Below are 20,652 nucleotides of genomic sequence, written 5' to 3'. Positions count from 1 at the left end.
GTGATCAGCACGGGGGACCGGTACCATATACCCATGAGGGGTATGTACCCCTTTTGACCAACGGGAGGACGCCATGACGGCCACCGAGGCGACGGAACCACTCACCCCTCACGACGCCGGAGTGCACGGCTACCACCACCAGAAGGACGAGCACCTCAAGCGGCTGCGGCGGATCGAAGGCCAGATCAGGGGCCTGCAGCGACTGGTCGACGAGGACGTCTACTGCATCGACATACTCACCCAGGTCTCGGCGTCCACCAAGGCCCTCCAGTCCTTCGCGCTCCAGCTCCTGGAGGAGCACCTGCGCCACTGCGTGGCCGATGCCGCGGTCAAGGGCGGCGAGGAGATCGACGCGAAGGTCGAGGAAGCGACAAAGGCGATCGCCCGGCTGCTGCGTACGTGAACCGGGCGGTCCCCGGCCGGGGGGAGCGCGGCACGGACCGGGCCGCGCACCGCCCCCTACTTGTCGGCGTCCGCCGACACCCTCATCAGCACCTCGTCGATACGGTCCGCGCTGAGCCTCTCCTCGGCGGCGTCCGCCGCCGCGATCATCAACTCACCGCACAGCTCGATCTCGGCGAGGGCCACGTGCTCCTGGACACTCATAGTGCGCAACCCCGGCACGTGCATCACCTCTCTCTGCCGTCGTCGGCTTCCCAGCGTAGGGATCCGAACACGCCCCGCGCATGGCACGGACGGACCATTTCCGACTGATCCTCAGCGAATCTTTCCGGCATAGATGTCCGCCGCGGCGGGCAGTTCGACGGCCACCGGCGCCCCGAATCCGTACAGCACGGTGGTGGAGGCGACCTCGACGGTCTTGCCCTCGTTGACGAAGCTGAAGCGGTGGCGCACCTTGCGCAGCCGGCCCTCGTCGTCGAGGTACGCGTCGAAGGGCACATCCCGTTTGGCGAACCCTTTCGCCGCAGCGGTGACACCGCGGTAGTGCCGTACGCGAACCCCGTCGAGCTCTTCCTTGCCGACGTAACTCACCTTGCGCGCGCCGCGCAGCAGTTCGGCGGCGATCAGGGGGTCGGTGGCGCCGCCCGTCACGAGATTCCCGTCGGAGAGGGTCCTGGTGTCGACCCGCACCCACTTGTCGGCGGGGACGCCCGCGCCCCGGTTCTTCATGTAGAGCGCGCTGGGCGCGAGGAGTTCGGTGATCGGCCGGTGCTCCTGCGCGCCGGCCGCGTCCTGGGGCAGGACGACCCTGAGCATCCCCATCCGCTTGCGGAAGTCGTACGTACCGGTCCCGCTGATGGTCACCCGTGTCCCGCCGGACGCCATCTCCATGGACGTACGCGCCTTGGCGCTCCCGGCCCGCACCAGCGCGGCGGCGGCTCCCTGGACGGCCCCGGTGTCGCTCCGGTCGTCGGCGACGGCGCCCGCGCGCGGAGAACACCCGGCGACGGCAGCGATCACCACCGCAACAGAGGCCCCACAGGCCCCGCTCCTCCACCCGTACTGCCGCACCAGCATCGCCTGCCAACCCCCAACGCCCGACCACCACTTGTCACACCCCACCCGTCCCGCATAACGACGCCCCGGGCCACCCGTCACGTTTTTTCACGCGCCCCTCGCACCGCTCGGCCCCGGGGGGCCTCACGGGCTTCGGGCCGCTGCGCCGGACTCCGTCCGCCGGGTGGCACCACCGCCCGTCGCCCTTCGGCACACCCCCGGTACCGTGAAACGCGTGTCACCGGCAGACCCCCCACACCAGCACCTGACCACCACCACCGAACGAGGCGCGTTCTGCATAGCCCGCTGCAGCTGCGGCTGGACGGGCCCGGCGCGCCGCTCCCGGGACCGGGCGCGCACGGACGCGAGCGAGCACGAGGCGTCCAGCGCCAACGCCTGAACCCCACAGGTTGTGGGCAGTCGTTCCGCAGGGCGGAACGGGTGGGCACAACCGGGACGCCGGTCCGCGAAAGCGACCCAGGAGGTCACCACATGCGCCGCCGCACCCTGCTAGCCGCCACCCCCGCCCTGGCCGCCGCCGCCTGCACCAGCGACCCGGACACCCAGCCCGCCGCATCCCGCTCCACCCCACCCCGCACGCCCAGCAGCACCCCCACCCCGACCAAGGCCCCCACCTGGTCCGCCCTCGCGAGCGGCCTCCAGGGCAAGCTCGTCCGCCCCGGCGACTCCGCCTACGCCACCGCCCGCCAGCTCTACAACACCCGCTTCGACGACCAGAAGCCCACCGCCGTCGCCTACGTCGCGAACGACGACGACATCCGCGAATGCCTGGCCTTCGCCCGCGCCCACCGCACCCCGGTCTCCATCCGCAGCGGCGGCCACTCCTACGCGGGCTGGTCCTCGGGCACGGGCCGCCTGGTCATCGACGTGTCGAAGCTGAACCGCATCAGCCCCTCCACCGGCACCATCGGCGCCGGCGCCCGCCTCGTCGACGTCTACGACACCCTCGCCGCCTCCTCCCGTACGATCCCCGGCGGCTCCTGCCCCACCGTCGCCATATCCGGCCTCACGCTCGGCGGCGGCCACGGTGTCGCCTCCCGCGCCTACGGACTGACCTGCGACAACCTCACCTCGGCGACCCTCATCACCGCCGACGGCAAACGCCTCACCGCCAGCTCCTCCGCCAACAAGGACCTCTTCTGGGCCCTGCGCGGGGCAGGCAACGGCAACTTCGGGGTGGTCACCGACCTCACCTTCCGGACCCACCCCGCCCCGCAGACCGTCGGCGCCTATCTCACCTGGCCCTGGTCGAAGGCGGCCGCCGTCGTCGCCGCCTGGCAGGAGTGGGGCCCCGACCAGCCCGACGAGATCTGGTCGTCCGCGCACCTGGAGCAGGCCGCGGGCGGGCGCAACCCCTCCGTCTCCGTGGCCGCGTTCTCCCTCGGCACCTACTCCGACCTGCAGAACACCCTCGACCGGCTGGCCGACCGCGCGGGCTCACCGGCCTCCTCCGTATCTCTGCGGCGCCGCGGTTACAAGGAGGCGATGCTCGTGTACGCGGGCTGCGCGAGCTTCTCCGAGGACCAGTGCCACCTCCCCGGCGCCACCCCGGGCCGCACCGCCCAGGGCGCCCTGCAGCGCGAGACGTACTCCGCCGCGTCCGACTTCTACGACCGCTCGATCCCGGCGTCCGGAATCTCCGCGCTCCTCGCCCGCTCCGAGGCGTTCTCCGCCCAGTCCGCGGGCGCCGGTTCCATCGCGCTGACCGCGCTCGGCGGTGCGATCAACCGGGTCGACCCGTCCGCGACGGCCTTCGTCCACCGCCGCTCGCGCTTCCTGGCGCAGTACATCGCCTCGTGGCGCCCGGGCACTTCAGGATCAACTCAGCAGAACTGGCTGAAAGACACCCACAGCGCGATGCGCCGGTACGCATCCGGCGGCGCCTACCAGAACTACACGGACCCCACGCTCACCGACTGGCGCTCGGCGTACTTCGGCGACGCGGCAGCCCGTCTGACGGCGCTCAAGAAGCAGTACGACCCGGAGAAGGTCTTCAACTACCCGCAATCCCTGTGAAGTTCAGGGGATTCAGGCCGCCAGGTCCCGGTGGTCCGACTCGGGCCGCGGCTCCGGGATCGCCACCGCGGCCACCGCCACCACCCGCCGCGACTGCACCAGCCACCCGAGCCGCTCGGACCGCGACACCGCCCGTACGACCGGCGTCAGCAGCATCCCGGCCAGCGGCGCGAGCAGCAGCGTGACCGCCGTGCCCAGCGCGAATCCGCCGATGACGTCGGTCGGATAGTGCACGCCCATGAAGACCCGGCAGAAGCCCTCCGCCAGAGCGAGTCCGATGGCGATCAGCCCGAACTTCCGGTGCGTGACGAAGAGTCCGGCCCCGAGCGCCATCGCCATCGTGGCGTGGTCGCTGACGAAGGAGAAGTCGGTCTTGCCGCTCACCAGGACGTCCAGGCCCGTGTGCTCGACGAACGGACGCGGCCGCTCCACGAATCCGCGGATCGGGATGTTGACCAGTACGGCAAGGCCCGCGGCCAGCGGCGCCCACACGAGCGCGGCGACCGACGACACGGCTCGCTCCCGGTCGGCCTGGCGCCTGACGGACCACCAGCACCACAGCGCGACGAGGACCAGCGCGAGCAGGATCCCGTACTCGCCGACGAACTCCATCGCGCGGTCGACCCACCCGGGGGCGTCCTTCGCAAGGCCGTTGATGTCGTAGAGCAGGCTGACATCGGGGTTCGACCCATCGATCGCGAGTCCAGCCATGTGCTGCGGCCCCTTGCCTTGTCCCTACGCCGTACTGCGCTGTACCGCGGCTTCCACCAACCCCCGTTGGTCAGTCTTCAACGTTCTCCGTCCAGGGAACGCCCTGGAGGGGCCCGCCGTTCCACTCTCCACCGAACGATCACTATGACGTTACCGAAGAGTGACTCATCGTCGCAGCTCAGGGCCTGGCGGTAACGGAGAGTTCAAGCCACGTCACAGCGGTGTTTATGCTTCCGCCGCCGCCTTGTTGATCTCCGGACTGGCGAGAACGCGCTCGCCCTCCCCGGCCCGCCCCACGACCGCGATCATCGCGCGGCCCAGGTTCTCGGTGGTCGTCACATGGCGGGGGATCAGCCGCCGCAGCAGCGGGTAGAGCGGGCCGATGACGACGTACAGCGTCCGGTAGAGCCTGGTCCGCGAGGTCGCTCCGTGCACGGCCTGGATGAAGCCGGGGCGGAACATGTACGCGCGGAAGTCCATCGCCAGGAGCTCGTTCTCCGTACGGCCCTTGACGCGCGCCCACATCGAGCGGCCCTGCTCCGTGCTGTCCGTGCCCTCGCCGGAGACATAGACGAAGGTCAGCTCCGGGTCGGCGGGCAGCGCGCGGGCCGCCGCGAGCGTGTAGTCGTACGTGATGCGCCGGTACGCGTCCTCGCCCATGCCGACCGAGGAGACGCCGAGGCAGTAGAAGACGGTGTCCACGTCGGCGAACTCGCCCTCCAGGGAGGAGAAGTCCGCGAAGTCCTCGTGAACCACCGCACGCAGCTTGGGATGTGTGAAGCCGAGCGGGGCGCGCACGACCGCGAGGACGCTCTCCACCCGCCCGTCGCGCAGGCACTCCCGCATCACGCCCTGGCCGACCATGCCGGTCGCCCCGAAAAGCAGCACCCTCATCCGGCGGCCGACCCCACTGCCTGTGCTCCGTCCTTCGTCACGCGTGTCGCCCCGAAGTAGTCCGGGGAGTCGATCTTGTCGAAGCGGATCACGGCGCCCGTGTACGGAGCGTCGATCATGTACCCGCCTCCCACATACAGCCCAACGTGGTGAATCGCGCGCGAGTTCCCGAGATCGTCCGAGAAGAACACCAGGTCACCCGGGAGGAGTTGGTCCCTCGACGGGTGCGGCCCGGCGTTGTACTGGTCGTTGGCGACGCGCGGCAGCTCGATCCCCACGCTGTGGTACGCGGCCTTCGTCAGCCCCGAGCAGTCGAAGCGCCCGCCCTGGTCGGCGGTCCCGTTCCCGCCCCACAGATAGGGCGTCCCGAGCTTCTCCTGCGCGTAGTAGATGGCGGAGGCGGCCTGCTGGGACGGGGCGACTCCGCCCACCGGCCGGGCGAAGCTCTTCTCCAGGGACCGGATGATCTTGACGTAGTTCTGCGTCTCCCGGTACGGCGGGATGCCCCCGTACTTGATGACGGCGTACGCCCCCGCGTTGTACGACGCCAGCATGTTGTCGCTCTGGTCGCCCGGCACCTTCTTCACGTAGCTCGCCAGCTCGCAGTCGTACGAGGCCGCCGACGGAATCGCGTCCGCCGGATCCCAGATGTCCTTCTTCCCGTCACCGTTCCCGTCGATCCCGTGCGTCGCCCAGGTTCCGGGGATGAATTGCGCTATCCCCCGCGCGTCGGCCGGCGACTTCGCATCGGACCGCCAGCCGCTCTCCTGGTACAACTGCGCGGCCAGCAGCGCCGGGTTGATCGCCGGGCAGAGGTTGCCCCACTTCTGCACCAGCGGCTGGTACATCGCGGGCACCGCGCCCTTCGCCAGCCCGACCGCACCCTTCGCACCGCCGCCGTTCATCCCGGCCGCGGCCGAGTACGTACCGACGACGAGCAGCGCGACGAAGGCCAGGAACAGCCCGACCCCGGCCCCACCGACCACCCAGACTTTGCGCACGCACCAACCCTCCCCCATCACCCCGGCCAGTACAGCCCATCCGCGCCTATCCGCCCTGAAATCCCCCGCAGAGGATCACCGCGTACTCCTTCTCCGACTTCACATGCCCCACCAGCAGCGTCCAGTCGCCCGGGTCCGCGGAGAGCGGGATCGCCGCGCGTGTCTTCCCCGCGGACCGCTGGGTGAAGTCGTCCGGATACGTCACCGTGATCCCTTCCAGCGCCCCCTTCACGCCCTTGGCGAAGAGGTTCACCGGCTTGGTCGCGTAGCCGCGGTCGTCGTGGTGCGGCGGACGTACGAGCAGGGACACGTAGTACGGCTTCGAGGCGTCCGAGGGGGTGTCCACCCCGCGCAGCCGGAACTGGATCCGCGCCTTCCCCGTCATCGCGTTCGGATTCACGATCGACCGCCCGCTCCCCTGCACCACGGTCTGCCCCTGCGAGACGGGCTCCTCGGCGCTCGGGTCGCAGTCCTGCGTACGGGAGGACCACTTCCCCTTCACGGCGGAGACGGCCTCGACGTGCCCGGGCACCTTGGGGACGCTCCCGCCACCGCCCTTGCCGCCGTCGCCTCCCCCGGGAGGCCTCAACTCCACGGCGGACACGGCCGCCGCGACCACCACGAGCCCCGCCACGACCACCGCCCGCCAGACCCGCCGCCTCCGGGGCCGCACAGCCTCAGGAGCGGCGACGGGCGCGACGAGCGTCGGCTCGTCCCCCTCCGGCTCCTGCGCCCGCTCCGTCCGCACGCCCCGGTAGAACGCGTCGTCGACCAGCGCGGACCGCACTCCGCACCGCGCGATCACCTCGTCGAGCCCAGGACGCTCCCCCGGCTCCTTGGCCACGCATGCCTTGATGAGCGCGCCGAGCTCCTCCTCGACCCCGTCGAGCCCAATCTCCTCGTGCACGACGCGATAGCCGATCCCCGCGGCCTCCCCGACCCCGAACGGCGCCCGCCCGGTGGCCACGTACGCCATGGTCGCGCCCAGCGCGAAGACATCGGCGGCGGGCCCGACCTCGTTGCGCAGGATCACCTCGGGCGCCGCATAGCCCGGCGTCCCCAACGACTGCCCCGCCATGGTCAGTACGTCGTCGCTCACGCCCCGCGCGATCCCGAAGTCGATCAACTGGGGCCCCTGGGCGCCCAGCATGACGTTCCCCGGCTTCAGATCGCGGTGCGTCACCCCGTACGCATGGACGCTCGCAAGGCCCTCCGCGAGCGCCGCGAACACCCCCCGGCAGGTGACGGCCGGGAACGCCCCGCGCTCGCGCACGGCGTCGCGCAGGGTGGGTCCCTCCACGTACTCGGTGGCGAGCCAGTACGGCGCCTCGTCGAGCGAGGCGTCGACGAGCCCCGCGGTGTACGGACTGCGCACCGCCCGCACGGTCTTGACCTCGCGCCGGAACCTGGCGAGCGTCTCGGGATGGTCGGTGATCTCGTCCCTGATCACCTTCACGGCCACCAGCCGCCCACCCGGCGACCGCCCCAGATAGACCTGCCCCATGCCCCCGGCGCCCAGCCGGCCGACCAGCGCGAAGGCACCTATGTGCGCGGGGTCGTGATCCTTGAGTCCGTCCACGGGCCCGACATTCCCACCCCGTACCCGCCGGATCAAGACGTACTAGCCTGGCGCCACGCCCTGTTCACCGCCGCCCGCCCGAGGAGCACCGTGTCCGACATCCCCGCCGACCTCGACTGGATCCGTGCGGCCCCCGAGGGCGAGGAGGGTCCGGGCCCCTGGATCGAGATCGCCTTCGGCCCCGGCGACCTGGTCTACCTCCGCGAGACGAGCGACCCCGAAAACGTCGTCACGACGACCCAGAAGAAGTGGGACGCGTTCGTACTCGGCGTCCAGGCAGGCGAGTTCGACCACTTCGCCGAACTCGACGGCCAGGGCCCGGTGACCTGAGCGCTCACGCCTCCCAGCGGGTCACATCGACCGGATCGCCGACGCTCAGCACTCCACCCCGCACCACGGCCGCCTTCATCCCGAAGCTGACCTTGTTGTCGTACGCCGGCTCCCGCCGGTAGCCGGCCAGCGTGCGGACCGGTTCGGGTCCGGCGCGGCGCCCGGTGACCTGGTCGACGAGCGGGACGTTGCAGCGCATCGCCCGTACGGCATAGGCGAGTTGAACGGTCCCGACGGTCATCCGCCTGATCCGGTCCTCGAAGTGGGGTTCGTCGGACCCCTCCAGCACGATGTTGGGCCGGAAGCGGTCGAGGCCGACGGGATCGGCACCGCCGCGCTCGGCTATCCGCGCGTTGAGGTCGTCCAGCGAGGCGACGGAGTTGACCGACAGCGCGTGCGCATCGGCGAACCCGACCTTCCCCGGCACCTCGCCCCACCCGTCGCGGTCGAACCCTGGCGGCACGCGCACCAGCCGGGACTTGGCCCCCAGCACCTCGGAGAACCACTCCGCAGCGGCGTCCCCCTGATCGACCCCGTCCCCGACGGGCCGGTCGAAGAGACTGACGGGCAGCCGTACGCCATCGGGATCGACCCCGACGCGCAGCGACTCCACACCGGGCGCGCTCAGCATCAACTCCCGGCCCAGACGGAGCACTTCAACCCGTACGACGGCCATCCCCGGCAGCTTGCGCTGGCTCCGGAAGGACCCGTCCACGGCGTCGACGACCATGAACGTACGGTCGTGCTTCAGCCCCATGTCCCCCACCCGGGCGGACGCGACGGCGACCTTCGCGCACCCCTTCACCGGGTACACGTACAGCTCCCGCACGGTGATCATTCGCCCGTGGTCCCGTCGATGCGCTCGCGCAGGAAGTCCGCGTGGCCGTTGTGGCGGGCGTACTCCTCGATCATGTGCGTCACGATGTAGCGCAGCGAGTGGGGCTCACCGCCGATCTGGACCCGCACGTCGAGCGACTCCGCCCCGTCCACGATCTCCCGCGAGACGGCACAGGCCGCGTCCCACACCCGGAACGCCTCGGCGGGATCGGCGTCCGCGACCTCGAACCCCTTCCACGCGGTGGTCACCGGGTCGCCCCGGAAGTCCTCCTGGAACCAGCTCCGCTCCACCTCGGCCATGTGCCGTACGAGCCCGAGCAGCGTCATCCCCGAGGGCGGGACGGCGGCCTCCCGCAGCTGCTCGACGTTCAGCCCGGTGCACTTCATCATCAGCGTCTCGCGCTGGTACTGCAGGAACTGGGTCAGCGACTCACGGTCGGCAGCGGTCGTCGAGGGAAAGGCTCTCTGCTGATCATCCATGCACCCATCATGCCCAGCCGGGATACGGTCTGCCATGAGCATTATTTTCCCGGAGACCGTGCTGCACACCGGCACCCTCACCCTGCGCCCCTTCACGCCGGAGGACATCGAGGACGCCCAGAAGGGCTGCTCGGACGAACTGACCCAGCGCTGGCTGCCGTTGCCCTCGCCGTACACGCTCGACGACGCGACCGCCTGGTGCACGAAGGTCGCGGAGGACCTGCGGACCTCGGGCGACGGAATCCAGTTCGCGATCACGGACGCGGCGGACGGCGGCCGCCTCGCCGGCGCGGTCGGGCTCAACCGTACGGACTGGAAAGCGCAGGTCAGCGAGATCGGCTACTGGGTCGCGCCCTGGGCCCGCGGCCGCGGAATCGCCGTGGAGGTCACCCGGGCCATCGGCCGGTGGCTGCTCACCGACCAGCACTTCCAGCGCATGGAGCTGCGCGCGGCCACCGAGAACACCGCGTCGCGCAGGGTCGCCCTGAAGGCGGGCCTCACGGAGGAGGGCGTCCTGCGCAACGCGGGCACGGTGCACGACGGCCGCGTCGACCTGGTGGTGCACTCGCTGGTCCCGGGGGATCTGGACTGACCCGTTCCGCCGCCGACCGGCCGCATTGTCAGTGGTGTCCGGCACGCTGGGTTCATGGGTACGCAGAAGATCGACGACTGGGCCGCTTTCCTCCGTACATGGAGCGACGAGTGGCACGAGGTGCACGACGAGCCGCCGGGCCGGCTCGGCTTCGACCCTGCCACCGACGAGGAGATAGCGGCGCTCGAGGCGTGCACGGGCACTCCGCTCCCGCCCTCCTACCGCGCCTTCCTCAAGGTCTCCAACGGCTGGCGCTGGGCGGGCGAGTTCGTCGATCTGATGGCGGGGACCACCCAGGTCGCCCGCTACGAGGACGTCGGCATGTCCTTCGAGGCCTTCGACGAGTGGGCCCACGAGGACCTGGGCGAAGACCCGGACGAGGACGAACTGTTCGCCGCCGAGATGTGGCGCCGCGCGCTCCAGCTCTCCGTCGAGAGCGACATGAACGACCTCATGCTCGACCCGGAGGACATCAACGAGGACGGCGAGTGGGCGGCGTACGACTACGCGAGCTGGCGCGCGAGCCCGCCCGAGCGCTACGAGTCCTTCGGCCACCTCATGTACGCGCTCTACCAGAGCTTCCACAACCTCCGTAACCCCGAGGGCGCCACGGCGGACCGCCTCGACGCCCAGATCGAGCAGGCCCGCCTCGACCTACTGGCGGGGCGGCTCGACGAGGCGGTGGCCGCGCTCGAGGACGCCAAGGCCTTCGGCCGCCCGGCGGCCGACGTGTACCTCTTCCAGACGCGGGTCATGCAGGGGAGTACGTACATGCTCCCGGACCCCCGCCGCCTCCTCCCCGCCGACGGCCACTTCCTCACCAAAGCGGTCCTACCGGTGTACGCGCTCCTCGCCGAGCGCGAGGACCACGGCCACACCAGCACCGACCCGGCCCTCGCCCCCTACCGCCGGCGCTTCCTCGACGGCACCTTCGAGCCCGCCTGCGTCGCCGCGGTCCCGCGCGCCCGCGAGCTGGCGATCTGGGGTCAGGAGGACGAGGCGTGGGAGGTGCTGGCGCGCGAAGTGCTCCCGCTGTGGCGCCCATTGACCGCCGAGCACATCGCCCCGGTCGAGCTGCTGGCCGACCCGTACCTCGGCCCCCTGATCACCCCGGAGCGGGCCCGCAGCATCCTCACCACCCCGCGCGAGGGCGGCTCACTGGACGTGGAACCGACGCCCGCTCCCTCGGACGGCATCGACTGGCTGCCGACGCACGTCTTCTCCTCCTCCTACGCCCTCACGTTCACCCGCGCCCACACAGCGCAGGAGCTGGCCCGCCGCCTGGGCGCCGACCCGGACTCCGTGCTCCCGGCCCCCGCCGTCTCCCGATCCCGGTTGCGCCAGGCGTTCACCCCGAACAGGGAACGCCCCACCGCGGTGTTCGGCTCCTGCGGCAATGGCTGGAGTTTCGCCCTGGAGAACACCGGCGACCGCCCTGCGACCGGAGACCTCTCCGTCCCCGGCGTCACGATCTGGCAGCGCCGCTCCGACGCGCTCCACGTCACCTGCACCGGACCCGGCGGCGAGGAGCTGTGCACCCTGGCCGTCGAACCGGGCTTCCCCGGCCACTACGCCGGCACCCTGTCCCGTACGGGCACTGAACCCGCCCTGCTGGACCCCGCATTGACCGAGGCGGGGCTCCTCGACGCCGAGGGCCGGTTCACCGACGTATGGGACGAGGGCCACAGGGGCCGTACGGCGGCGGTCCGGACGCTCCGGGCGGTCGGGTCCCACTTCGGCCTGACGCTCCCGCGCATCCGTGTCGAGAACCACCGCCTACCGGTGCTCGACACCCCGGACCGCCCGAAGCCGGAGCCGGTCCCCGGCGAGGTGACCGTCACCATCGGGTTCCAGTCCTACGACGGCACCGAGTGACGGCCGGCCCGGAGCCGTAGCGCCACTGGGCGTCGACCGCAGCACCGGCGGCCGCGGTGGCGAGTGCGGACATCAGTCGACGGCTGGACGTGCGCACAGTGAAAGTCCCTCTCCTCGAACAACCTGTCGACCCGAACCTACCGACAGGCAACGGGAGTTGAAAGCCATTGCCTCCAGACCCTCAAGACACCTCCCACCCCACCTGCCCCGCCCGCACCCGCCGGACCACCGCCGCGTACTCATCCGGCCACTCCGGCTGGTAATCGACTACAGCCAGTGGCCTCTCAGCCTCATCGAAAACGGCACGCCCCCCGCCCCTTCCTGCGACAGCGCCGAGGTGGATAACGCCAATCATTGCCCGGCGTCACCCCCCGTGATACACAGAGTGACCATACGTGTTCCCGCATACATCCGGTCGGCGTCGCAGGTCAGGACCGCCTTCTCGGACATACGTGCGGGGATGCGGGTAAAGAGAGCCGCCGGGCGACACACGGGGGCGGTTTCATCAGCGAAGATAGTGCGTGTCCATGCCGCGGAGCATGGGCAGCGAACTACCCGACAGAGGCGGTGACTTGAACATGTACCTGGCAGCCGATAAGGGCGACATCAACACCATCATCGGCGGAATCGCCCCGAACTGGGGGCCGTTCGGGAGCCTGGGCAACGAGGCGCGCGTCATGGTGGAGGTGGTGATGGCCGTCGCCATCCTGCTCTGCCTCGGCATCGCGATCTGGGGCGCGGCGAAACAACGCATCGGTGCGACAGCACTCCGGGACACCTTCAGCGCCGAGCAGGGCAAAGGCCTGATCGTGGCGGGCCTCACCGGAGTCTTCATCATCGGCTCACTCGGCACGCTCTTCACCATCGTTTACGGGATGGCCGTCTAACCCCCCGTCAGTGCACGACCTACCGTCGTAACGCAGCAACACAGCGAAGGGTTGAGGGGGCGTACGCGTCATGAGTCTCGGCGACGAGCGCGAACACGGCTACGACAGCGTCGGCGGCGCGGGCACGACTCGCACCCGCCTGCCCGAGGGCGAGGGCACCAGGCCCCCCGCGGCAAGGATGTCGCGCTCGGTCGTCACGGTCGTGGGCGTGGTGGTGCTGCTCATCGCGGCTATCGCGTTCGCGAACCAGGGCGGCGGCGGAGACAGCGACTCCCCGAGCACGGACAAGAAGGCGGGCGCGAACCCCACGGCCCCGACGGGCTCCAAGCCGGTGACCGGCAAGAACGGATCGATCCCGTCCGGGTACCCGAAGAGTGACCAGGGCGCGCAGTCCGCCGGCGCGAACTATGCCGTCGCGCTCGTCTCCTCCGACATCCTCAAACCCGAGCGCCGTCACGAGATCGTGCGCCAGGTGTTCGTTCCCAGCCAGGTCAATGCCCTGGACGCCAAGTTCGACACGGCCTACGACAAGCAGTTCCTGGACAAGGTCGGCCTGGACGCGAACGGCAACGCGGCACACGGGATGACCTACGTCTCCCGTACCGCCCCCGTCGGTACGAAGACCACGCAGTACGCCGACAACTCCGCGACCGTCGAGGTCTGGTGCACCGGAGTGTTCGGAACCGCCGGGGTCGGCTCCACCAACCCGGTGACCAACGACTGGTTCACCATGACGCTCAAGCTTCAGTGGGTAAGCGGGGACTGGAAAGTCGAGAGCTTCTCCCAGAAGGAGGGCCCGGCCCCGGTGAACGCCGACCGGACGGCCTCCAACGCCGACGAGATCGCCAAGGCAGTCGAGCAGTTCGGAGGGTTCACGTATGCCCGGTAGCCCACGGCGCGCTCTCACAGCCGCCGCCCTGCTCACCGCCGTGCAGACAGCGGCTGTACTGCTGGCGAGCCGCGCCTTCGCAGCGCCGACGCCGTCTCCCACGCCATCTCCCAGCAAGAACAACTGCGACCTCATCGTCGGCGAGGCCAAGGCCTATTGCCAGGGCGACAAGGGCGGTGGCACGGTAGCCCCCGGCGGGACGGTCGGCGACACCACCGACCCCCTCTCCTCCCTGGCAAGGGGCTGCGCAGACGCCGCTGCCTGGATCGTCACCAAGCTCTCCGACGCCGTGAAGAACACCGCCAACGTGGACTTCACCAACGCCGCCTTCCTCCGCCAGTACGCCGTCGTCTTCGCGGCCTCCACCGTCCTGACCCTGGTCCTCTGGCTCCTCGCCGTAGCCAAACGAGCCATCCGCGGCGTCCCCCTCGCCACCGCCCTCTCCGAGGCGATCGGCTTCCTCTGGCTGACCGTCATCGCCTCCGCCTTCACCCCCCTCATCCTCTACACGATCGTCTCCGCCACCGACAGCGTCACCGAGGTCATCTCGACGGCCACCGGCGGCCAGACCGACGTCTTCTTCGGCTCCTTCTCCGAGGCGCTGAAGAAGGGCACGGACATCGGCGGCGGCCCGATCATGCTGATCGTCGTCTCCCTGGTCTCGATCCTCGCGGCCGGCGTCCTCTGGCTCGAACTGGTCATCAGAGCCGCCCTCCTCTATGTCGGAGCCCTCCTCGGCACGGCCGTCTACGCGGGCCTCGTCGACAAGAACATGTGGGGCCACGTCCGCCGCTGGGCAGGCATCATGATCGCGGTGATCATGGTCAAGCCGGTCATCGTCGTCGTCCTCGGCCTGGCAGGCGCCCTCTCCGGAGACAAGGGCCCGGATTCCTTCTCCGCCGTCGTCTCCGGCCTCGCGATCATCCTCCTGGCCATCTTCGCCAGCGCCATGATCTACCGCTTCGTCCCCGGCTTCGGCGACGAGATCGCCACGGCCCGTACGAACCGCTCCAAGGCCACCGACGGCGCCCAGGCGGCCGCGGTCATCTCCTCCCCCGCCGCCCTCGTCTCCCAGGGCATCAAGACGCACTCCTCCCGCGGCAACGGCGGCGGAGGCGGCAACAACCGCCCCGACAGCGGCGGCGGCGCCCGACCGGCCAACCCCGTCTCCGGCGGGATCTCGGCGCACAGCAGCCGCAACCCCAACTCCGGTGGCGGGGGAGGCGGCGGATCTGTCCCCTCCGCCGCACCCCCGCCCCGTAGCAACAACCCGACCAGCGGCACCCCGCACGGCAACCGCAAGAGCACAGGAGGTGGAGGGCGTTGACTTCCCAGTCCCAGCAGATCGCGCCCCGCCGCACGTATCTGATCGGCCGGGCCCGCCCGTCGGCGATCGTCGGCAAGAACCGCGAGACCGGCGAGATCGCGCTGATCATCGCCGGAGCTTTCGTCGGCATGATGAGCGGCCTGATCGTCCAGGTCCTGCTCCTCCGCATCCTCCTCCTCATGGGCTTTCCGCTCCTGGCGCTGGCCGCGGTGTACGTCCCGTACAAGCACCGCACCTTCTACAAGTGGTTTGAAATCAACCGGAGTTACAAGCGCAGCCTCCGCCGCGGCACCGCCTACCGCGCGGGCACGATGGAGGCAGGCGTACGGGCCGACGGCCGCGAGGTCGAGATCGGCCCGCCCCCCGGCATCGGCCGCATCCACTGGCTCGCGGCGCCCTTCGGCCCCGACGAGATCGCGGTCCTCCTCCACGCGGACCGCCGTACGGTGACGGCGGCGATCGAGATCGAGGGCCCGGGCGTCGGCCTCCGCGACTCCGAGGACCAGGAAGCCCTGGTCGACCGCTTCGGCACGCTCCTCAAGCACGTCGCGAACGGCGACGGCTTCGTCACCCGCCTCCAGATGCTGGCCCGCACCCTCCCCGCCGACCCGGACGCACACGCGAAGGACGTCGCCCAGCGCGGCGACACCCGCTCCCCGGGCTGGCTCCGGGAGTCGTACGACCAGCTCCAGTCGATGGTGTCGACCTCCAGCGAGCAGCACCGCGCCTACCTGGTCGCGTGCATGCACTACACCCGTGAACTCGCGGGCGAGGCCCACGCGATGGCCCGCGCGGCCCGCCCCATGGCAGGCCGCAAGCTGGACAAGGACGCAGGCCTGGCCGTGGTCATGGCACGCGAACTGACCGACATCTGCGCGCGCCTCGCCGAGGCGGACATCCGTGTACGCCAGCCACTGGGCCAGGGCCGCCTCGCCTCCCTGGTGCACTCGATGTACGACCCGGACCACCCCATCGACCACATCCAGGCGATGACCAAGCGCAACGCCTGGCCGGCCGAGCTGGACGCGATGGAGCCGACGTACCTCCAGGCGAAGACCCGCGAGTCCTCGACGCGCGCGCCCTGGTGCCACTCCACGGCCTGGGTGAAGGAGTGGCCGATGACCCCGGTCGGCGTGAACTTCCTCGCGCCGCTCCTCGTCCACACCCCGGACGTGATCCGTACGGTCGCGGTCTGCATGGACCTCGAACCCACCGAGATCGCCATCGAGCGCATGCTCACGGAGAAGACGAACGACGAGGCGGAGGCAAGCCGCGCCGCCAAGATGAACCGCACGGTCGACCCCCGCGACATCGCCGCCCACGGCCGCCTCGACCAGCGCGGCGAGGACCTGGCGAGCGGAGCGGCCGGCGTCAACCTGGTCGGCTACATCACGGTCTCCTCCCGCTCCCCCGAAGCACTGGCCCGCGACAAGCGCACGATCAGGGCATCCGCAGGCAAGTCCTACCTCAAGCTGGAGTGGTGCGACCGCGAGCACCACCGGGCGTTCGTCAACACCTTGCCGTTCGCGACCGGCATCCGACGATAGGGGCAGTGCCGCCATGCGAGACCCACTGTCCGCCGCCACAGACGCCTTCACCGCCTTCCTCTTCGGCAAGGTGGAGACGACGCGTCTTCCCGTACGCACGTCGACAGGCCAGGCCCAGGCGGTCTATCTCCCCACCGCCGCACCGGGTCTGGGCGACTCCGGCGTGATCATCGGCCGCGAGGTGTACTCCGGCAAGGGCTACATCTACGACCCCTTCCAGCTGTACGGACAGCAACTGCCGGCCCCGCACTGGCTGGTACTGGGCGAGTCGGGCAACGGCAAGTCAGCGCTCGAAAAGACCTACGTCCTGCGCCAACTCCGCTTCCGCGACCGCCAGGTCGTGGTCCTCGACGCGCAGGGCGAGGACGGCGTCGGCGAGTGGAACCTGATCGCCCAGGAGCTGGGAATAACTCCCATCCGCCTGGACCCGATGACGGCGATGGACGGCGGCATCCGCCTGAACCCGCTCGACCCGGCGATCACCACAACAGGCCAGCTCGCCCTCCTCCGCACGATCATCGAAGTGGCGATGGGCCACGGCCTGGACGAACGCTCCGGCTTCGCCCTCAAGGTCGCGCACGCCTACGTCAACGAGACGATCGTCGAGCGCCAGCCGATCCTCACCGACATCGTGGACCAACTCCGCCACCCGGAGCCCGAGTCGGCCGAATCCATGAACGTGGACATAGACGATGTACGGGCATGGGGCCTGGACGTCGCCCTGGTCCTGGACCGCCTGGTCGACGGCGACCTGCGCGGCATGTTCGACGGTCCGACGACCGTCGGCATCGACCTGGACGCGCCCCTGATCGTCTTCGACCTGTCTCACATCGACCGCAACTCCATCGCGATGCCGATCCTGATGGCGATCGTCGGCGTATGGCTGGAACACACCTGGATCCGCCCGGACCGAAAGAAGCGCATCTTCCTGGTCGAGGAAGCCTGGCACATCATCAACAGCCCGTTCGTGGCCCAACTCTTCCAGCGCTTGCTGAAGTTCGGCCGCCGCCTGGGCCTGTCCTTCGTGGCGGTGGTCCACCACCTGTCCGACGTAGTGGACGGGGCAGCGGCGCGCGAAGCGGCAGCAATCCTCAAGATGGCATCCACGCGCACGATCTACGCCCAGAAGGCAGACGAGGCGAGAGCCACGGGCCGCGTCCTGGGCCTCCCCCGCTGGGCGGTGGAAATCATCCCGACCCTCACACCAGGCATCGCGGTCTGGGACGTGAACGGCAACGTCCAGGTGGTAAAACACCTGATCACAGAGGCCGAACGTCCCCTGTGCTTCACGGACCGCGCCATGACCGAGTCCTCCACCCCCGAGGCGGACGACGCACTCGCGGCCCAGCTGGAGTTGGAGGCAGAGGAGCGGGCGGCGCGCATGGAACAACAACTGAAACTGAACGACTCCTCAGAATCCACGGTGGCCTGAGGTGGCGCCCCGCACACCCGAGTCACCCCAACGGGGCGTCCCCGACGCCCTGTTGGTAGGGGTACTGGCCTTCCTCCTGGGCCTGACGATCCTCACCTGGCTCGCAACAGGCCTGGCAGGCTGGTTCGCCCACGGCTCCTGGCCCACAGGCGTAACGTTCACCCGCACGCCCCTGGCCCTGCGCGAGTTGGCCCAGTCCCCCCACGACCTGCCAACGGCCTGGCCGTCCACGCCCCCGGCCCAACTCTCCGGCTACGGCCTCTTCTGGGGCCTGCTGATCGGCGAGTTCATGGTCCTGACGGTCCTGACGATCTTCGTCCTGGGCACGGTCACGAGATACCGAGCGGTACGCAGATCGCGCAGACAGAGTCCGCCCCAGGAAACGTCGATCCCCCCGCAACAGTCCACGAACAGCAACACAGCCCACCGCCCCAACAGCAAACGTCCAACGGGCCCTTGGGACGACGAGCGGACCGACGGCGAACGCCAAACGGGCCCTTGGGCCAACGAGGCAACCAACAGCAATCGCTCAACCGGGCCTTGGGACCACGAACGAACCGACGGCGAACGGCCAACGCGTCCTCGGGACAGCGAGCCAACCAACAGCACACACCCAACGGGCCCCTGGGACAACGAACGGACCAACAGCACACACCCAACGGGCCCCTGGGACAACGAACGGACCAGCGTCGAGCGGCCCACGGGACCCTGGGACAACGAACGGACCAGCGTCGAGCGGCCAACAGGCCCCTGGGACAACGAGCCGACCAGCGTCGAGCGGCCAACAGGCCCCTGGGACAACGAGCCGACCAGCGTCGAGCGGCCAACAGGCCCCTGGGACAACGAGCCGACCAGCGTCGACCGACCAACGGGCCTACGGGACCACGACCCGGCCAGCGGCGAAGCCGCGAGGCCGTACCCGCCCGCCGCGACCCCGCAGCCGCCGGCGGCGCGCAACCCCCCACTGGAAGACCCGCACTCAACCACTCAACCCGCACGGGTGGAGCGGGTGGGTAACCAGCCCGGCCGCCAGGCCGGGCCAACCCCCCACGACCCCGCACCCACGCTCACCCCCGGAACCCCCGTCTACGCCCCCGCCCCCACCCGCAAGGGCCTCGCCCTGCAGGCAATCCAGGACGCAGAGGGCCCCGCCCTGGTCATCACATCCGACCCCACCCTCTGGTCGGAAACAAAAGACGCCCGCGCCAAACTCGGCCCCGTACTCGTCTACGACCCCGGCCACCTCTGCGACACCCCGGCCCGCCTCCACTGGTCCCCCACGACCGGCTGCGAGGACCTGGACATCGCCGCGGCCCGAGCCATCGCCCTGCTGGCCCCCGTACGCCCACAGGCCCGCATAGACGCCACGATGGCCGAGACAGCAGAAACGCTCCTCACGACCTGGCTCCACGCGGCAGCCGTGGCCAACAGCCCCTTCAAGCAGGTCCACCGCTGGGCCCACGCCACGAACAACTCCCACGAGCCGGTCCGCATCCTCCGTACGCACCCCAAGGCAAGCAGCGGCGCCGCCGGCCTCCTCGAATCGGCCCTCACATCGCACCCCGAGCGCCGAGAAATCGCCCAACAGCTAACAATCCGGGCCCTCTCGGCCCTCTCCTCGATCCACATCAGAGAAACCTGCACACCAAATCGAGCAGATTCCCTCGTGTTGGAATCATTTATCGACGAGGGGGGCACCCTCTACGTGGTGGGTGAAGCAATCGAGGACCCGAGATCGCACCCCGGCGCGATGCCCTTGCTCACCGCTCTCACCGCAAGCGTGGTCGAGCACGGCCGCCGCCTGGCCGCACGGTCAGCAGACGGTCGGCTCGACCCACCAATGACGCTCGTCCTCGACGACGTCGCGGCCGTGGCTCCCCTTCCCCGGCTTCCGGAGCTGCTGTCGAACGGCCAGGACCAGGGCCTCAACGCCCTGGTCCTGTTGCGTTCCCGGGAACAGCAGCGCTCACGCTGGCCGGAGCTCAACACCCCTAGCGCGTAAGCACCATCTCGATCTCGAGCTCGCCGTCGACCTCAGCGGGCACAGTCAGCCCCGTCTCGACGAACCCGAACTTCCGGTACGTGGCGCCGGCCCGCACATTGCGCTCGTGCACGAACAACCGCACCCGCTCGAGCCGCGGCTCCTCAAGCGACCAGGCCCACTCGCAAGCGGCCTGCATGAGCGCCTGAATCATGCCGCTGCCGCGGTGCTCGGCCCGTACGAAGACCCCGACAAGATGCCCCTGCGTCACAGGAATCTCCTCCCCGAAGATCCCCTTCCCGCCGGCATGCTCCACCAGCACGGTGACGGTCCCGCCCCACTCCCCGTCAGCACCCTCGGCGACAAACTGCAGAGCGCTGCCGCCCAGCCGGTGCGACCCCTCGGCCCGCGCCTGCCAGAAGGAGTCAGGCCGGGCAGCGCACTGCTCCAGGGTCTCCAGAAAGGCAATGGGCGCCGCCGGATCGCTCACGGCAGCCAGCCGAAGCTCCTTGATCTTGCGCCACTCGTCGGCTCGTACGGCGCGTATAACGTGTTCCATGCCAGGATCCTACCCAGAACGCAGAAAACCCCCGCACCATAAGGTGCGGGGGTTTCCCATCTAAAAGAAGTTCGGCGGCGTCCTACTCTCCCACAGGGTCCCCCCTGCAGTACCATCGGCGCTGAAAGGCTTAGCTTCCGGGTTCGGAATGTAACCGGGCGTTTCCCTAACGCTATGACCACCGAAACACTATGAAATTGAACCACCGGATATGGACACGGTTGTTCGTTATTTCA

Annotated in this window: 20 protein-coding genes, 1 rRNA gene and 1 pseudogene; 12 read left to right on the top strand and 10 right to left on the bottom strand. The window is 69.8% G+C overall.

Features of this window, described 5'->3' with window-relative positions; translation table 11 throughout:
* Positions 1-73 precede the first annotated feature (73 nt).
* Positions 74-403, top strand: coding sequence for a metal-sensitive transcriptional regulator (locus OG707_RS20955; RefSeq protein ID WP_329120493.1), 330 nt, complete (start codon positions 74-76; stop codon positions 401-403).
* A gap of 56 nt (positions 404-459) precedes the next feature.
* On the opposite strand, the gene OG707_RS20950 is transcribed toward OG707_RS20955, so the two are convergent.
* Positions 460-606: a hypothetical protein gene (locus OG707_RS20950; RefSeq protein WP_329128241.1), complete on the bottom strand. Its 147-nt coding sequence runs from the start codon at positions 604-606 to the stop codon at positions 460-462.
* Between the two features lie 111 nt (positions 607-717).
* Entirely contained in the window at positions 718-1,479 is a 762-nt protein-coding gene (locus tag OG707_RS20945; protein WP_329120491.1) for a hypothetical protein, read from the bottom strand.
* A gap of 214 nt (positions 1,480-1,693) precedes the next feature.
* Here OG707_RS20945 and OG707_RS20940 point away from each other — a divergent pair, with 214 nt between their 5' ends.
* Complete coding sequence (locus OG707_RS20940; protein WP_329120489.1) at positions 1,694-1,858, top strand: hypothetical protein; 165 nt, start codon at positions 1,694-1,696, stop codon at positions 1,856-1,858.
* Positions 1,859-1,950: 92 nt separating this feature from the next.
* Positions 1,951-3,495, top strand: a complete 1,545-nt coding sequence (locus OG707_RS20935; RefSeq protein ID WP_329120488.1) for an FAD-binding oxidoreductase — start codon at positions 1,951-1,953, stop codon at positions 3,493-3,495.
* A gap of 12 nt (positions 3,496-3,507) precedes the next feature.
* Here the strand turns inward: OG707_RS20935 and OG707_RS20930 are convergent, their stop codons facing one another.
* The 4 genes from OG707_RS20930 to OG707_RS20915 all read right to left on the bottom strand — a co-directional run bounded on the left by OG707_RS20930 (position 3,508) and on the right by OG707_RS20915 (position 7,680).
* Complete coding sequence (locus OG707_RS20930; protein WP_329120486.1) at positions 3,508-4,206, bottom strand: phosphatase PAP2 family protein; 699 nt, start codon at positions 4,204-4,206, stop codon at positions 3,508-3,510.
* 225 nt (positions 4,207-4,431) lie between these two features.
* Positions 4,432-5,100, bottom strand: a complete 669-nt coding sequence (locus tag OG707_RS20925; RefSeq protein ID WP_329120484.1) for an NAD(P)H-binding protein — start codon at positions 5,098-5,100, stop codon at positions 4,432-4,434.
* Positions 5,097-6,101 carry a C40 family peptidase gene (locus OG707_RS20920; RefSeq protein ID WP_329120482.1) on the bottom strand — a complete coding sequence of 335 codons (1,005 nt, stop codon included), beginning with the start codon at positions 6,099-6,101 and terminating at the stop codon, positions 5,097-5,099. Before OG707_RS20920 ends, OG707_RS20925 begins: the two co-directional genes overlap by 4 nt.
* A 46-nt stretch (positions 6,102-6,147) precedes the next feature.
* The gene (locus OG707_RS20915; protein WP_329120480.1) at positions 6,148-7,680 is read right to left on the bottom strand and encodes a serine/threonine-protein kinase; all 1,533 of its coding nucleotides are present in this window, start codon (positions 7,678-7,680) and stop codon (positions 6,148-6,150) included.
* Positions 7,681-7,770: 90 nt separating this feature from the next.
* Between OG707_RS20915 and OG707_RS20910 the strand changes: the two genes are divergently transcribed.
* Positions 7,771-8,010, top strand: coding sequence for a DUF397 domain-containing protein (locus OG707_RS20910; RefSeq protein WP_329120478.1), 240 nt, complete (start codon positions 7,771-7,773; stop codon positions 8,008-8,010).
* 4 nt (positions 8,011-8,014) lie between these two features.
* On the opposite strand, the gene OG707_RS20905 is transcribed toward OG707_RS20910, so the two are convergent.
* Both OG707_RS20905 and OG707_RS20900 read right to left on the bottom strand, forming a co-directional pair.
* A complete protein-coding gene (locus OG707_RS20905; RefSeq protein ID WP_329120476.1) occupies positions 8,015-8,848 on the bottom strand; it encodes an MOSC domain-containing protein in 834 nt (277 codons plus the stop codon).
* A complete protein-coding gene (locus OG707_RS20900; RefSeq protein ID WP_329120474.1) occupies positions 8,845-9,327 on the bottom strand; it encodes a DinB family protein in 483 nt (160 codons plus the stop codon). Before OG707_RS20900 ends, OG707_RS20905 begins: the two co-directional genes overlap by 4 nt.
* A gap of 34 nt (positions 9,328-9,361) precedes the next feature.
* On the opposite strand from OG707_RS20900, the gene OG707_RS20895 reads away from it, so the two are divergent.
* The 8 genes and pseudogenes from OG707_RS20895 to OG707_RS20855 form a co-directional block, all read left to right on the top strand.
* A complete protein-coding gene (locus OG707_RS20895; RefSeq protein ID WP_329120471.1) occupies positions 9,362-9,919 on the top strand; it encodes a GNAT family N-acetyltransferase in 558 nt (185 codons plus the stop codon).
* A gap of 54 nt (positions 9,920-9,973) precedes the next feature.
* On the top strand, positions 9,974-11,794 hold the full coding sequence (locus tag OG707_RS20890) for an SMI1/KNR4 family protein (protein WP_329120469.1): 1,821 nt from the start codon (positions 9,974-9,976) through the stop codon (positions 11,792-11,794).
* Positions 11,795-12,372: 578 nt separating this feature from the next.
* A complete protein-coding gene (locus tag OG707_RS20885) occupies positions 12,373-12,681 on the top strand; it encodes a hypothetical protein (protein ID WP_329120467.1) in 309 nt (102 codons plus the stop codon).
* 70 nt (positions 12,682-12,751) lie between these two features.
* The gene (locus OG707_RS20880) at positions 12,752-13,570 is read left to right on the top strand and encodes a hypothetical protein (RefSeq protein ID WP_329120465.1); all 819 of its coding nucleotides are present in this window, start codon (positions 12,752-12,754) and stop codon (positions 13,568-13,570) included.
* Entirely contained in the window at positions 13,560-14,897 is a 1,338-nt protein-coding gene (locus OG707_RS20875) for a hypothetical protein (RefSeq protein WP_329120463.1), read from the top strand. Before OG707_RS20880 ends, OG707_RS20875 begins: the two co-directional genes overlap by 11 nt.
* Positions 14,894-16,444 (top strand): SCO6880 family protein, encoded by a 1,551-nt coding sequence (locus tag OG707_RS20870; protein WP_329120461.1) that lies wholly within the window; start codon positions 14,894-14,896, stop codon positions 16,442-16,444. The genes OG707_RS20875 and OG707_RS20870 overlap by 4 nt, the downstream gene beginning before the upstream one ends.
* 13 nt (positions 16,445-16,457) lie before the next feature.
* Positions 16,458-17,876: an ATP-binding protein gene (locus OG707_RS20865; protein ID WP_329120459.1), complete on the top strand. Its 1,419-nt coding sequence runs from the start codon at positions 16,458-16,460 to the stop codon at positions 17,874-17,876.
* An 892-nt stretch (positions 17,877-18,768) separates the two neighbouring features.
* A pseudogene (locus OG707_RS20855) lies at positions 18,769-19,878 on the top strand (type VI secretion protein); the annotation flags it as partial.
* Here the strand turns inward: OG707_RS20855 and OG707_RS20850 are convergent.
* Together OG707_RS20850 and rrf are read right to left on the bottom strand one after the other, a co-directional pair.
* Complete coding sequence (locus OG707_RS20850) at positions 19,868-20,416, bottom strand: GNAT family N-acetyltransferase (protein ID WP_329120456.1); 549 nt, start codon at positions 20,414-20,416, stop codon at positions 19,868-19,870. The pseudogene OG707_RS20855 and the gene OG707_RS20850 sit on opposite strands and share 11 nt — an antisense overlap.
* 69 nt (positions 20,417-20,485) lie before the next feature.
* Positions 20,486-20,602, bottom strand: a 5S ribosomal RNA gene (rrf, locus tag OG707_RS20845).
* Between the last annotated feature and the right edge of the window lie 50 nt (positions 20,603-20,652).

Origin of the sequence: Streptomyces sp. NBC_01465 (assembly GCF_036227325.1) — a bacterium.
In the GTDB taxonomy this organism is placed as follows: Bacteria; Actinomycetota; Actinomycetes; order Streptomycetales; family Streptomycetaceae; genus Streptomyces.
The sequence above is the reverse complement of the archived record's forward strand: the minus strand, read 5'-3'. Positions and strand labels throughout refer to the sequence as shown.